Genomic DNA, 14,457 nt, shown 5'->3' with positions numbered 1-14,457 from the left:
CTATAAGAGGTAACTGACCGGCTCGTTTCGCACCGGATGCGGGAAGACGCCCATGCCGACGCCGAAAATCGAGTGCAACGTGTCGGCCTGCATGATCTCGGCGGGCGTGCCTTCGGCCTTGATCCGGCCGCGGCTCAGCGCGACGATCGCGTCGCAGTAGCGCGCGGCAAGATTGATATCGTGCAGCACGATGACGACGGTCAGCCCGCGTTCGTGGCTGAGTTCCTGCACCAGGGAGAGAACGCTTGCCTGATGGGCAAGGTCGAGTGCCGATGTCGGCTCGTCGAGCAGCAGGCAGCGGGCGTCCTGGGCGAGCATCATGGCAATCCAGGCGCGCTGGCGCTCGCCGCCGGACATGTGGGCAACGAGACGATCGGCAAAATCCTCGAGCTCGGTGCGGGCAATGGCCTCCTCGACCTTGTCGCGGTCCGTCGCGGTGAAGCGGCCGAGCGTGCCGTGCCAGGGGAAACGGCCGAGTGCCACGAGTTCGCGCACGGTCATCCCCTCGGTCGCCGGCGTGAATTGCGGCATATAGGCGACGTGCCGGGCAAATTCCCGGGCGCCCCAATCCGCCGCCGGTTTGCCGGCGAAGGCGATAGCGCCGGATTGCGGCGCGACCTGGCGGGCGATGATCTTCAAAAGCGTGCTCTTGCCGGAACCGTTCGGCCCCACCAGGCCGTAGATACGGCCCTTTTCGAGGCTCAGGTCGATACCATGCAGGATGGGCTTCGGCCCGATGGCATAGGTGATTCCTGACAGGGCAAGGAAAGGCGAAGGCATGGTCTGCTCCCGGTTCGGCGCGGCAGGCTTCCCTGCCGCATCCGGTTCCTGCAAAACTAAACCTGGATTGTCAACTTAACATTTTCTGCCAGAGCCGGCGTCGATCATGCCTTCGACAGCGAAAAACTCAGTCTGGCATCGCCGAACAGGATGTCGATCGCGCCGGGCTCGGCCAGTTCGATCGCGCCGCTCAACGTGCCCGTCGTGATCAGCGCGCCTGCCTTCAGCGATGTTTCGGGGCGCAAGCCGTCATTGGCGTAATCGACCAGCCAGGTGAGAACGTCGCCCTTCGGATGCTGGGCCGGACCATCATAGATGGTGCGGCCGGCATGGGTGACCTTGAGCGGCGTGCCGCCGGCACTGTCGACAACGCTGGTGTCGAGCTGCGGGCCGAGCGCATAGCCACTATTGCCGAGGCGGTCGGCGAGAAACAGCAGGAAGGAAACGCTGCCGCCTTCCCTGACGGCGCTGACCAGCAGCTCGGCGCCGAGATAAACGGCGGAGATCGCCTCCACCACGTCGGCGCGGCTGTAGGGTGCGCTCACGCGCACCGGCAGGTCCTTGCCGAGGCGCACGGCGATTTCGGTCTCGAATTTCAGGCCGGGATACCAGGGAATATCAGCACCGGAGACGGCTTCGGCATAGGGATGCAGCGGCGCGGCGACCGCCTGGCCCTGCGGCGAGACCGTCACCTTCCAGGCATTGCTGGACACGCCGTCGGCCGCCGTGAGGAAATTCTGCGCTTCCATCGCCTGATGGAGATCGACCGGCAACGGGAAAGAGCCGGTTTCCTCCTGTCGGCCGGCCCGGTGCAGGCTGTGAAGCCTGGCTGCAAGCGCGCGCGGATCGAATGCTTCTGTCATGCTGTGTCCTTGAGCTGATTTTCGAGGACACACTAACGGCAAGCCCGGCATGAACAAGGGCCGTTCTTGGAAAAGCTCCTATTCCATCGCCGCGAACCATCGGGTGCGATAGGCGGCCAGGGCCGGGATATCGGCCGGCGCGACATGCGTCTCTACGCCCGACACCGGCCGGATGCCGGTGAGCAGGGCGGCGCCCTGGCTGGTGCCGGTCGAGCCGGGAACGGCCATGACCTCGCGGCCGGTGAGGGCGGCGAGCAGCTTGAGATAGGTTCCGTTCAGGGCGAAGGGACCTTCGACGACGATCGGGCCCTTGGCGCCGATCAGCCCGAGACAGGCATCGGTCATCAGCGCCAGATAGAGGCAGGCGGCGGCAAAACGCTCCTCGCGGCTTGCCTCTTCGGCATTGATCCAGCGGCTTGCCTTTCCGGGAAAGGGGCCCGAACCGGGGGCGATATTGGCGAGCAGCATGATGCCCTTGTCAATGACGGCGCCGATCGCTGCCTGCGCGGCCTTCTCGTCGACTTGGCCGATTTCGGCCGAAAGGATCTCGAATTCCCGCCCGCCCATGAAACGCGAGGAGGGAACGGCGCGACCATAGGCATCGACATTGGCGAGCGCATCGCGGCTGGGATCGAGATGATCGAGATCGCCGCCGACGCCGAAATTGATCACCCATGTGCCTGTGGAGACGACGGCGAAGGGCGCTTCGCGATGAACCAGATGCGGCAGCAGCGAGGCGTTGGAATCGTGGATGCCGCAATAGACCGGCACCGGTGCTGAAAGCCCGATCTCGGCGGCGATCTCGGGCAGGACCGGGCCGAGCGCATCGAAGGCGGGGCGGATCGGCGCCATCCGGTCACGGATGCCGAGCCGGTCGACGAGCGAGGAATAGCGTGATGTTTTCGGGTTCCAGAGGTCGGTGTGGCAGCCGAGCGAGGTCAGCTCATTGGCGGCGACACCCGTCAGTCGTGCCGTCCAATATTGCGCATAGGTGAGGATAGTCGCAACCCCTGCGAATTCCTCGGGAAAGGCGGTCTTTTGGTAGTGCAGCTGCGCGCCGACATTGAGGCCCATCGCCAGGCGCGGCGAGAATGTCTCGCCGAAGGCGGGACGCAAGGCCGTATAGGCGTCGCGGATTTCCTCAGGATATTCATGCTCGTAGTCGATCACGGGCATGGCGAGCGCGCCGTCCCGGTCGAGCAGCGCGGCGGCGGCGCCATGGGTGGTGATCGAGATGGCGTCGAAACCCGGTTCCCGCGCCAGGCTCTTCAGCGCATCGAGCGCGAAGGACCACAGCGCCTTGATATCGTAATGCGGATAGGGACCGGTCTTGATCGTCACGTTCGGCCGCTTCAGGACGGCGATTTCGGCGCCGGTCCCGCTGTCGAGCACGACGACCTTGGCATTGGTCTTGCCGATGTCGAGAACGGCGATGCGGCGATAGGAGACGGTGCTCATGGCATATGGAAGAGGGTGACGAGGTCGCTCTGCACCGGCGAATTGTCCGGATTGGTCGCCATGATATCGGCCATATGCGCCCACCATTTCTTCATCACCGGATGGTCCGGCAGGCTCGCCATCGTGTGACCGGCCGGCCGCGTCAGCACGCCGAATAGCGTGTTGGTCTCGCGGTCGAGATGGATGGAATAGTCGCTGGCGCCCGACTGATGCAGGAGATCGACCAGTTCCGGCCAGATTTCGTCATGCCGCTTGCGGTATTCGGCTTCCATGCCGGGATGAAGCTGCATCTTGAAGGCGTGTTTTTCCAGGGTCATCGGGAGCTCATGAGCTTGATGCGGCGGGCGATGATCGGGATGGCGATGGTGATGATCAGAAGCAGGCCGATGAAGATCGACATGACGATGCCGGGCACGTTCAACAGGCCGAGGCCGAAGGTGACGAGGCCCATGACGAAGGCGGCGATGACGACGCCGCCGATCGTGCCGGAGCCGCCGAGGATCGAGATGCCGCCGAGCACGACCATGGTGACGACCTCGAGTTCCCAGCCTTGCGCGATCGACGGCCGGGTCGAGCCGAGGCGCGAGGTCAGGCAGACGGCGGCAATACCGCTCATCACGCCGGTCAGCAGGAAGAGGATGAATTTGACACGCTCGACCGGAATGCCGGAGAAGCGGGCGGCGAAATCATTGTTGCCGATCGCATAGACCTGCCGGCCGAAATTCGTCGCATGCAGCAGCACGGCGAAGGCGATCGCCAGCACGAAGAACAGCACGAATTCGAAGGAGAACACCCAGAACACATAACCCTGGCCGAAATAGGCGAAGTCGGCGGGGTACTTGCCGTAGGCCTGGTCGCCGAGCACGATATAGGAAATGCCGCGGAACAGGCTCATCGTGCCGATGGTGACGACGATCGACGGCAGTTTCAGCACCGAGACCAGCACGCCGTTGAAGATGCCGCAGGCAAGACCGGTGCCGATGCCGATCGCGACCAGGCCCGGCGTGCCGATACCGAGCTGCGCTGCCGCGCCCATCGCCGTCGAGGCGAGCGCGATGATCGCGGCGACCGAGAGGTCGATCTCGCCCGAGATGACGAGCAGCGCCATGGCGAAGGCGATCATCGCCTTTTCGGTGAAGTTGAAAGTCGCGTCCGAGAGGTTCCAGGCATCGAGGAAGTAGGGCGAGGCCACGGAATTGAAGATGAAGATCAGGACGGCGACACCGAAGAGCAGCACTTCCCAACTCGACATGATGCGCTTGAACGGCGTGCCGAGCCGATCGGGAATGACCCGTTTTTCGGGTGTTGACGAAAGGGTGCTCATGCTGCGACCTCCGCTGCTGCGCGGTCACGCAGGATGATGCGGCCTCGATTGCGCTCGCGCCTTGCGTTGAAGACGACGGCGAGGATGATGACGGTGCCGGAAATCGCCATCTGCGTGAAGGGCGAAATGCCGATGACCGGCAGGGCATTCTTGATGACGCCGAGGAACAGCGCGCCGAGCACGGTGCCGGCGACCGAGCCGACGCCGCCGGCAATGGAAATGCCGCCGATGACGCAGGCCGCGACGCTGTCGAGCTCGAAGCCGTTGGCGATATCGACATAGGCGACGGCGTAACGCGAGACCCAGAGATAGCTGGAAAGGCCGGCAAGCGCGCCCGACAGCACGAAGGCCAGGAATTTCGTCCGGCCGGTATCGATGCCGGCATAGACGGCCGCCGTCGGATTGCCGCCGGTCGCATAGGCGGAGCGGCCGAACGGGCTGTAGCGCAGCAGCATGTACATCAGCGCGACGATGACGATCGCAACCCAGCCCAGCACCGGCAGGCCGAGGATCGGCGTACGAGGGACGGCGAGGAAGGTCGGCGTCATCTGGTGAGCGTTCACCCAGGCCCCGCCCGAGAGTACGAAGGCCATGCCGCGATAGATGGTCAGGGTGCCGAGGGTGACGACGATCGGCGGGATTTCGAGGCGCCAGACGAGGAAGCCGTTGATGGTGCCGAGGGCGGCGCCGATTGCGATCGCTGCAAGGATCAGCACGATCAGCGGCAGGCCGGGAAATGCGGCATTCATCATCGCGATCGCCATGCCGGTAAAGGCGAGGTTGGCGGCAACCGAGAGATCGATCGATTTCGTCAGGATGACCGTCATCTGGGCGAGCGCCAGAATGATCAGGATCGCCGTGTCGTTGAAGATGCCGGCGAGATTATCCGGTGTGGCGAAATCGGCCGCCCGTGTCGAGAAGATGCCGATCATCAGCACGATGATGGCAAAGAGCAGGGTTTCACGTTTTCTGATCAGTCTGGCCATGCTCATCACCTCACGCATTTCCGGTCGCCGCGCGCACCAGCGCTTCCGGCGAAAGCTGATCGCGCTCGAAAAGCCCGGCCGACAGGCCTTCCTTCATCACCAGCACCCGGTCCGACATGCCGATGATTTCGGGCAGTTCGGAAGAGATCATGATGATCGAGAGGCCCTCGGCGGCAAGCTCGCTGATGAAGCCGTGGACGGCCGCCTTCGAGCCGATGTCGATGCCCTTCGTCGGTTCATCGAGAATGATGACCTTGGGCATGGTGGCAAGCCACTTGCCGATGACAACCTTCTGCTGGTTGCCGCCCGAGAGCGTGCCGACCGGCACGGAGAGGGCGGCGGCGCGCAGGTCGAGCCGCTCGGCATATTTGCGGGCGAGCGCGAATTCTTGCGCTGCCTGCAGGAAGCCCTTGCGCGAAGTGCGCGCCAAGGACGGCAGGGTCATGTTCTGATAGATCGGCATCGGCAGCGCCAGACCGTGGCGGCCGCGCTCCTCCGGCACATAGACGATGCCGGCTCTGATCGCGTCGTGCGGCGAGTTGATCGAAATGTCCCGGCCTTCGAGCGTCAGCCGGCCGGAGAGCGGCCTGGTGATGCCGAAGAGCGACTGCGCCAGTTCCGACCGTCCGGCGCCGATCAGGCCGTAGATGCCGAGGATTTCGCCCTTGCGCAGCGTCAGCGAAATATCGCGGAATTCGGTGCGGTGGCTGTATTTTTCGACCGCGAGCACCGGAGCGCCGATCGCCACGTCGATCTTCGGAAAGGCGTTCTCGACGTCGCGGCCGACCATCATGCGGACGATCTCATCCTGCGGCGTTTCCTTGAGCCGGCCCTGGCCGATGGCGCGGCCGTCGCGGAAGACGACGAAATCGTCGGCGATTTCGTAAAGCTCGTCGAACTTGTGGCTGATGAACAGGATCGCCTTGCCCTGCTCCTTCAGGCCCTTGATGATGCGGAAGAGGTCGTCGATCTCCTTGCGGGAGAGGGCGGCCGTCGGCTCGTCCATGATGACGATGCGGGCCTCGATCGACAAAGCGCGGGCAATCGCCACCAGGTGGCGCTGTGCGATTGAGAGGTCTTTCAGCCGGATCGTCGGATCGATATTGCTTTCAAGCGCGGTCAGAAGCGTCTTCGAGCGGCTGTTCATCACCTGCCAGTCGATGGTGCGAAAGCGCGTGCGCGGCGCATGGCCGAGGAAGATGTTTTCGGCAACCGTCAGTTCGTCGAACAGCACGGTTTCCTGATGGATGGCGGTGACGCCGGCATCGATCGCGGCCTGGGCGCTGGCGAAGGTCACTGTCCGGCCGTCGACCAGGATCTCGCCTTCGTTCGGCCGGTAGATGCCGGTCAGGATCTTGACGAGCGTCGATTTTCCGGCGCCGTTTTCGCCGATCAGCGCGGTGACCGTGCCGGGGTGAAGGGCGATGCTGACATTGTCGAGCGCCTTCACGCCCGGAAAGATCTGGGAGATGCCGCGCATTTCCAGAATGGCCGGTGTATCGGGCATGGGGCTGACATCGTGCTTTTGCGTTGCGGCGTGCATTGTTCGTTTCACCTTGAAAACCCCTCCCCAACCCCTCCCCACAAGGGGGAGGGGCTTGACCCATCGCGATGCCGAGGCTCGCGATGGGCGGGGGCGTTGCGTCAGATTATCTCCCCCCTTGTGGGGGAGATGGCCGGCAGGCCAGAGGGGGTCTTAACGATCAGAAGACCTTGGAGAACTGGTCGATGTTCGAAGCATTGTAGACGAAGGGATCGGCCATGGCGGCTTCGCCGTTGTCGCCGACCTTGATCTTGCCCATGCGGCCGGCGGCGATTTCGCTGCCCGGCTTGCCGTCGGTCTCGCCCTTGACGAGGCGATAGGCGATCTGGGTGGCGGAGTAGCCGAGGTCGATCGGGTTCCAGATGGCGAATTCCTTCGTCGCGCCCGACTTGATCGCGCCGGCCATTTCGGACGGCAGGCCGAGACCGGTGACGTAGACCTTGCCGACGAGACCCTTGTCTTCGACGACCTTGGAAGCGGCGAGAACGCCGACCGTCGTCGGAGCGACGATGACCTTGACGTTCGGGTTCGACTTCAGCAGGCCTTCGGCTTCACGATAGGACTTGTCGGAGAGGTCGTCGCCATAGACCGTGGTGACGAGGTTGAGGCCGGCAAAATCCTTGAGCTGCTTCTTCATCTGGTCGATCCAGATGTTCTGGTTGGTCGAGGTGGTCGTTGCCGACAGGATGGCGAAGTCGCCCTTGCCACCGTCGAGATGGTCCTTGACGAGCGTCAGGCACATCTTGCCGATCAGCTCGTTGGAGGACGGGTTGAGCTGCAGGATACGGCCTTCCGGTGCGACACCGGAATCCCAGGAGATCACCTTGATGCCGCGCTGGGTCGCCTTCTTCAGCGCCGGAACGAGCGCGTCGGGGTCGTTGGCCGAAACGGCGATGGCATCGACGCCCTGGGCGATCAGCGAGTTGATCACTTCGATCTGGCCTTCGGCCGTCGTCGAGGTCGGGCCGGTGTAGATCACCTCGACGCCGCCGAGTTCCTTGGCGGCTTCCTGGGCGCCCTTGTTGGCGGCGTCGAAGAAGCCGTTGCCGAGCGACTTGACGACGAGGCCGATCTTGATGTCCTTGGCGCTGGCAGTGCCGGCCATCATGGCGACGGCGAGCGCTGCGCCGAGCGCCAGTGTCTTTGCGAATTTCATGTCACTTTCCTCCCATTAAGATTTAGACTTCCACACCTCGGCGGCGCCTCATGCGACCGACGAGGAATCCTCCTTCGCGATCTGCGCCACCGGGTTCGCGACAATCAGCCGGACGCCGGCATTCTCGACCATGCGAGCCGCCTCTTCCGAAATCCCGTCATCGGTGATGATCGCAGAAACACGGTCGAGCGCGCAGAGAATGAGGCTCGACCGGCGATTGAATTTGCTTGAATCGACCATGACGACGAGTTCGTCGGCCTGGTGCATCAGCTTCTGCTCGCTCTGGATGATGAGGGCGTCCGCCTCCATGATCCCGAGCGGGCCGATGCCCTGCGCGCCGATGAACATGCGCCGCGCATAAAAATTGCGGATCGCGTCATTGTCGAAAGGCGACAGGATCAGGCTCTGCTCGCGATAGATCGCGCCGCCCGGCACCGTCACGGTGTTTTTGGAATGCTTCACCAGATGTTCGGCAATGGCGAAAGAGTTGGTCATCACCTGCAGGCGGTGGCCGGCCATGTAATGCACCATCTGGAAGGTCGTGGTGCCGCCATTGATGATGATGGCGTCGCCGGCCTCGCAGAGATCGACGGCGGCACGCGCAATTGCGCGCTTTTTATCGATATTGACTGATTCTGAAACCCGGAAGGGCCGGCCGGCGAGATTGCCGAGCTGGGGCGGATGCACCGCTTCGGCGCCGCCGCGGACACGGCGGATCTTGCCCTGCACGTGAAGAGCCGCAATGTCGCGCCTGATTGTCGCTTCAGAAGCTTCCGTCAATTCGGAAATGTCCTGGATCGTGACGACGGACTTTTCCTGAACGGCGCTCAAGATAATGCGATGACGTTCGCGTTCGTGCATTGGGCTCCTCCTCTTGTCATATTTATTTCGTATCCGTTAAAGACTGTCAATCACAAACGATCATAAATTTTCATATTGCGCTGCACAATAATCGAATTTGATCGTTTTCGATTGACAAGCGCCGTTTTGATGCGCGATATCGTGAGCGAAAGGGCGCGCTGATCGCTGCGCCTTACAAGCCTATATGGGAGGATGACATGGCGGCGAACGTCCGGCTTCTGGAAAACCGGTGGGATGATGGTTACGCGGCGGGCCTCGATGAGCCCGGCAAGCTGCTCTATCGCTCCAATCTGCTCGGCGCCGACAAGCGCATCACCAATTATGGCGGCGGCAACACCTCGGCGAAGGTGATGGAAACCGATCCGTTGACCGGCGGCAAGGTCAAGGTGCTCTGGGTCAAGGGCTCGGGCGGCGACGTCGGCACCATCAAGCTGGACGGTTTTGCGACGCTTTACCAGGACAAGCTGGAATCGCTGAGGGGCATCTACCGGGGTGTCGAGGATGAAGACCGCATGGTCGGTTTCCTGCCGCATTGCACCTTCAACCTGAATGGCCGCGCTGCCTCGATCGACACGCCGCTGCACGGTTTCGTGCCGTTCACCCATGTCGATCACATGCATCCCGACGCGATCATCGCCATTGCCGCCTCGAAGAATTCCCGGGAATTGACGCAGCAGATCTTCGGCAACGAGATCGGCTGGCTGCCCTGGCGCCGTCCGGGCTTCCAGCTCGGCCTCGACCTCGAAGCCTTCGTCAAGGCGAACCCGAGCGCCAAGGGCGTTGTGCTCGAAAGCCACGGTCTCTTCACCTGGGCTGACGACGCCAAGGCCTGCTACGAGCTGACGCTCGATATCATCAACAAGGCGATCGTCTGGTTTGCCGAAAAGACCGAAGGCAAGACGATTTTCGGCGGTGCGCTGACGCAGAGCCTGCCCGTTGCCGAACGCCGCGCCATCGCCGCCCGGCTGATGCCGGAGATTCGCGGCCGGATCGGCAAGCAGGAACGCAAGCTCGGTCATTTCGACGATCAGGACGCCGTGCTCGAATTCGTCAATTCCAAGGATCTGCGCCCGCTCGGCGCGCTCGGCACCAGCTGCCCGGATCATTTCCTGCGCACCAAGATCCGCCCGCTGATCGTCGATTTCGATCCGGCCAAGCCCGATGTCGACGCGATCGTCGCCGGCCTCGACCAGGCGCTGGAGGATTACCGCGCCGATTACGCCCGCTATTACAACGACTGCAAGCATGACAATTCGCCCGCCATGCGCGATGCCAATCCCGTCATCTTCCTCGTTCCCGGCGTCGGCATGCTGTCCTTTGCCCGCGACAAGGCAACGGCCCGCATCGCCAGCGAATTCTACGTCAATGCCATCAACGTCATGCGCGGCGCCTCGACGGTTTCGCAATATCAGGGCCTGCCGGAGCAGGAAGCCTTCGACATCGAATACTGGCTGCTCGAAGAGGCGAAGCTGCAGCGCATGCCGAAGCCGAAGAGCCTGGCCGGCCGCGTCGCCTTCGTCACCGGCGGCGCCGGCGGCATCGGCCGGGCGACGGCCGCCCGCCTCGTCGGCGAGGGCGCCTGCGTGGTGCTTGCCGATATCGACCAGGCGGCGCTCGAAGCCACCGAAGCCGATTTCGTCAAGAAATATGGCGCCGACGCCGTGCGCAGCGTCCGGCTCGACGTCACCAAGGAAGATGCGGTGATCGCCTCCTTCACGGAAGCGTCGGTCGAATTCGGCGGCGTCGATATCCTCGTCTCGAATGCCGGCATTGCCTCCTCCGCGCCGATCGAAGCCACCGAGCTTTCGACCTGGAACCGCAATATCGATATTCTGGCGACCGGCTATTTCCTCGTCTCGCGCGAAGCCTTCCGCCTGTTCCGCCGCCAGGCGCTCGGCGGCAACATCGTCTTCGTCGCCTCGAAAAACGGTCTTGCCGCTTCGCCGAACGCCTCTGCCTATTGCACGGCCAAGGCCGCCGAGATCCATCTCGCCCGCTGCCTGGCGCTCGAAGGCGCGGATGTCGGCATCCGCGTCAACACCGTCAACCCCGATGCGGTGCTGCGCGGTTCGAAGATCTGGAGCGGCGAATGGCGCGAGCAGCGCGCGGCGTCGTCGAAGATCGAGGTTGACGATCTCGAGGAACATTACCGCAAGCGTTCGATGCTGAAACTCAACGTGTTTCCGGAGGATATCGCCGAGGCGATCTATTTCCTCGCATCGGACCTCTCGGCAAAATCGACCGGCAACATCATCAATGTCGACGCCGGCAACGTGCAGAGTTTTACACGGTAGCGACCGTGCCTTTGGAGTGATGCGGGGACGCTACTCTCCTCCCTCATTCCTGTGCTTGTCACAGGAATCCAGTGCGCCCAAGTCTTTGGGCGCGGGAGAACATCATCCTCGCGACATGTGAGTCATTCACGGCGCAGACGCGCCGTGGCTGGATTCCTGTGACAAGCACAGGAATGAGGAATGCAACAGCGGGCGTCCAGGACCGCGATGTAGGTCGGGAGGAAGACATGGTTGAACTGAGGATCGCGCAGGATCTGGTCGCGAGCGAAAACGACAAGCGGGCAGCGGCGCTGAAAGCCGATTACGAGGCGCTGGGCGCCACACTTGCGCGCCGCGGCGTCGATATCGAGGTTATCACCCGCAGGGTCGGCGAATTCTTCGTCGCCGTTCCCTCCTGGGGTGTCGGCACCGGCGGCACGCGCTTTGCCCGTTTCCCGGGCAGCGGCGAGCCGCGCGGCATTTTCGACAAGCTCGACGATTGCGCCGTCATCAACCAGCTGACGCAGGCGACGCCGAGTGTCTCGCTGCATATTCCCTGGGACAAGGCGGATGCGCGGGAGTTGAGGGCCAAGGGCGATGCGCTCGGGCTCGGCTTCGATGCGATGAACTCCAACACCTTTTCCGATGCACCGGGCCAGGCCCATTCCTACAAATACGGCTCGCTCAGCCATACCGACGCGGCAACACGCGCCCAGGCGGTGGAGCACAATCTCGAATGCATCGAGATCGGCAAGGCGATCGGCTCGAAGGCGCTGACGGTCTGGATCGGCGATGGCTCGAACTTCCCCGGCCAGAGCAATTTCACCAAGGCATTCGAGCGTTACCTCGCCTCGATGGCGGACATTTACAAGGCGCTGCCCGACGATTGGAAGCTGTTCTCCGAACACAAGATGTACGAGCCGGCCTTCTATTCGACGATCGTCCAGGACTGGGGCACCAATTACCTGATTGCCCAGACGCTCGGCCCCAAGGCCCATTGCCTCGTCGATCTCGGCCACCATGCGCCGAACACCAATATCGAGATGATCGTCGCCCGCCTGATCCAGTTCGGCAAGCTCGGCGGCTTCCATTTCAACGATTCGAAATATGGCGACGACGATCTCGACGCCGGCGCGATCGATCCCTACCGTCTGTTCCTGGTCTTCAATGAGCTCGTCGATGCCGAGCAGCGTGGCGTCAACGACTTCAACCCGGCCCATATGATCGACCAGTCGCACAATGTCACCGACCCGATCGAAAGCCTGATCAACAGCGCCAACGAAATCCGTCGCGCTTACGCGCAGGCGCTGCTCGTCGACCGCAAGGCGCTCGAGGGTTATCAGCAGGACAATGACGCGCTGATGGCATCGGAAACGCTGAAGCGCGCCTATCGCGCCGATGTCGAGCCGATCCTGGCCGAGGCCCGCCGCCGGGCGGGCGGCGCGATCGATCCGATCGCCGCCTACCGCGCCAGCGGCTATCGCAACAAAGTGGCGGCCGAGCGCCCGGCTTCGGTTGCCGGCGGCGGCGGCATCATCTGAATTTAAATGCCGGCAGCGCAGGGTGCTGCCGGCAATTGCCCTTTACGGCTTTCAGGCGACGGCGATCCGGCGGGCGATAGTCAGCCCGGCGCCAGCGGAAGAGCGTGTCGTTGTCGCGCTCGCCAACGCCGACGGTACGATCCTGGCGATCGACGCCTTCGCCGATGCGGACCATCTCGTCTGCCTCGACCGTTCCGTTTTCTCGACCGAAAACAACTGCTTTGCACGAGGGCGCGCTGCCGAAAACAGCGCGCCCGCAGGCATTATTGCGCAGTCATCATACGTCATTTTTCTTGACACAGACGCTGCTGCCTATATTCTCCTATAAAGATTTGAATCCCATAATTATGGAATTCCCGGAACCGCCAGGATTCCATCATCCTCCACAACGACCAGCAGACGGATCACCGCAATGCGAAGCGATTCATATCCGAGAGTTCGAAAGGAATGCATATCATGCCCGGGGACCAGGCGAAGAAACCGCTCCTGCTCGCCAATGTCAGACCTGTGGCTTTCGGCGCCGGTGCGCCTGATGGAACGGTCGACATTCTCGTCGATGGCGACGGCAGGATCGCGGAGATCGGGGCTTCGCTCGCGGTTTCCCAGGATGTGACGCGCATCGACGGCAAGGGCGCTTTCGTCTCACCCGGCTGGATCGACCTGCATGTGCATATCTGGCACGGCGGGACCGATATTTCCATCCGCCCCTCCGAATGCGGCGTCGAGCGCGGCGTCACCACGCTGGTCGATGCCGGTTCGGCGGGTGAGGCGAATTTCCACGGTTTCCGCGAATATATCATCGAGCCCGCGCGCGAGCGCATCAAGGCCTTCCTGAACCTCGGCTCGATCGGCCTCGTCGCCTGCAATCGCGTCGCCGAACTCAGGGACATCAGAGATATCGATCTCGACCGCATCCTCGAAGTCTATGCCGAAAACAGCGACCATATCGTCGGCATCAAGGTGCGCGCCAGCCACGTCATCACCGGCTCCTGGGGTGTCACCCCCGTCAAGCTCGGCAAGAAGATCGCAAAGATCCTGAAAGTGCCGATGATGGTCCATGTCGGCGAGCCGCCGGCGCTCTACGACGAGGTGCTGGAGATCCTCGGTCCCGGCGATGTCGTCACCCACTGCTTCAACGGCAAGGCCGGCTCGAGCATCATGGAGGACGAGGATCTCTTCTATCTCGCCGAGCGCTGCGCCTCGGAGGGCATCCGCCTCGACATCGGCCATGGCGGCGCCTCCTTCTCCTTCAAGGTGGCCGAAGCGGCGATCGCGCGCGGGCTGCTGCCGTTCTCGATCTCGACCGACCTGCACGGCCATTCGATGAACTTCCCGGTCTGGGATCTCGCCACGACGATGTCGAAGCTGCTCAGCGTCGGCATGCCCTTCGACAAGGTGGTGGAAGCCGTCACCCATGCGCCGGCCTCTGTCATCAAGCTGGCGATGGAGAACCGGCTTTCGGTCGGCGCGCCGGCCGAATTCACAATTTTCGACCTTGTCGATTCCGAGGTCGAGGCAACGGATTCCAACGGCGACGTCTCGGTGCTCACCAAGCTGTTCGAGCCGCGCTTTGCGGTGATCGGTGCCGATGCCTTCACCGCCAGCCGCTACGTGCCGCGGGCGCGTAAGCTCGTGCGCCACAGCCACGGCTATTCCTACAGATAGGTTCCGC

13 protein-coding genes are annotated in these 14,457 nt (G+C 62.8%); 4 read left to right on the top strand and 9 right to left on the bottom strand.

From position 1 onward, the window contains the following. The 9 genes from CO666_RS07655 to CO666_RS07615 all read right to left on the bottom strand — a co-directional run bounded on the left by CO666_RS07655 (position 1) and on the right by CO666_RS07615 (position 8,971). Complete coding sequence (locus CO666_RS07655; protein ID WP_097611802.1) at positions 1-780, bottom strand: ABC transporter ATP-binding protein; 780 nt, start codon at positions 778-780, stop codon at positions 1-3. Positions 781-884: 104 nt separating this feature from the next. Next, entirely contained in the window at positions 885-1,643 is a 759-nt protein-coding gene (locus tag CO666_RS07650) for a fumarylacetoacetate hydrolase family protein (RefSeq protein ID WP_097611479.1), read from the bottom strand. A 78-nt stretch (positions 1,644-1,721) separates the two neighbouring features. After that, positions 1,722-3,101: an FGGY-family carbohydrate kinase gene (locus tag CO666_RS07645; RefSeq protein WP_097611478.1), complete on the bottom strand. Its 1,380-nt coding sequence runs from the start codon at positions 3,099-3,101 to the stop codon at positions 1,722-1,724. After that, positions 3,098-3,418, bottom strand: a complete 321-nt coding sequence (gene rhaM / locus CO666_RS07640) for an L-rhamnose mutarotase (protein WP_097611477.1) — start codon at positions 3,416-3,418, stop codon at positions 3,098-3,100. Before rhaM ends, CO666_RS07645 begins: the two co-directional genes overlap by 4 nt. Continuing rightward, positions 3,415-4,425 carry an ABC transporter permease gene (locus tag CO666_RS07635; protein WP_097611476.1) on the bottom strand — a complete coding sequence of 337 codons (1,011 nt, stop codon included), beginning with the start codon at positions 4,423-4,425 and terminating at the stop codon, positions 3,415-3,417. The genes rhaM and CO666_RS07635 overlap by 4 nt, the downstream gene beginning before the upstream one ends. After that, a complete protein-coding gene (locus CO666_RS07630; protein ID WP_097611801.1) occupies positions 4,422-5,411 on the bottom strand; it encodes an ABC transporter permease in 990 nt (329 codons plus the stop codon). The genes CO666_RS07635 and CO666_RS07630 overlap by 4 nt, the downstream gene beginning before the upstream one ends. 10 nt (positions 5,412-5,421) lie before the next feature. Further along, a complete protein-coding gene (locus tag CO666_RS07625) occupies positions 5,422-6,954 on the bottom strand; it encodes a sugar ABC transporter ATP-binding protein (protein ID WP_097611475.1) in 1,533 nt (510 codons plus the stop codon). Positions 6,955-7,114: 160 nt separating this feature from the next. Continuing rightward, complete coding sequence (gene rhaS / locus CO666_RS07620; protein ID WP_097611474.1) at positions 7,115-8,110, bottom strand: rhamnose ABC transporter substrate-binding protein; 996 nt, start codon at positions 8,108-8,110, stop codon at positions 7,115-7,117. 48 nt (positions 8,111-8,158) lie between these two features. Beyond that, positions 8,159-8,971, bottom strand: coding sequence for a DeoR/GlpR family DNA-binding transcription regulator (locus CO666_RS07615; protein WP_097611473.1), 813 nt, complete (start codon positions 8,969-8,971; stop codon positions 8,159-8,161). Between the two features lie 197 nt (positions 8,972-9,168). Between CO666_RS07615 and CO666_RS07610 the strand changes: the two genes are divergently transcribed. From CO666_RS07610 to CO666_RS07595, 4 genes are all read left to right on the top strand, one after another. Further along, on the top strand, positions 9,169-11,265 hold the full coding sequence (locus tag CO666_RS07610; RefSeq protein ID WP_097611472.1) for a bifunctional rhamnulose-1-phosphate aldolase/short-chain dehydrogenase: 2,097 nt from the start codon (positions 9,169-9,171) through the stop codon (positions 11,263-11,265). A gap of 227 nt (positions 11,266-11,492) precedes the next feature. Further along, positions 11,493-12,785, top strand: coding sequence for an L-rhamnose catabolism isomerase (gene rhaI / locus CO666_RS07605; protein ID WP_097611471.1), 1,293 nt, complete (start codon positions 11,493-11,495; stop codon positions 12,783-12,785). After that, positions 12,760-13,113 carry a hypothetical protein gene (locus CO666_RS07600; RefSeq protein WP_143540260.1) on the top strand — a complete coding sequence of 118 codons (354 nt, stop codon included), beginning with the start codon at positions 12,760-12,762 and terminating at the stop codon, positions 13,111-13,113. The genes rhaI and CO666_RS07600 overlap by 26 nt, the downstream gene beginning before the upstream one ends. A gap of 128 nt (positions 13,114-13,241) precedes the next feature. Then, a complete protein-coding gene (locus CO666_RS07595) occupies positions 13,242-14,450 on the top strand; it encodes an amidohydrolase/deacetylase family metallohydrolase (RefSeq protein WP_097611800.1) in 1,209 nt (402 codons plus the stop codon). Positions 14,451-14,457: the final 7 nt, after the last annotated feature.

Origin of the sequence: Rhizobium chutanense, assembly GCF_002531935.1 — a bacterium.
In the GTDB taxonomy this organism is placed as follows: Bacteria; Pseudomonadota; Alphaproteobacteria; order Rhizobiales; family Rhizobiaceae; genus Rhizobium; species Rhizobium chutanense.
This window is presented reverse-complemented; position numbering and strand designations above follow the sequence as displayed.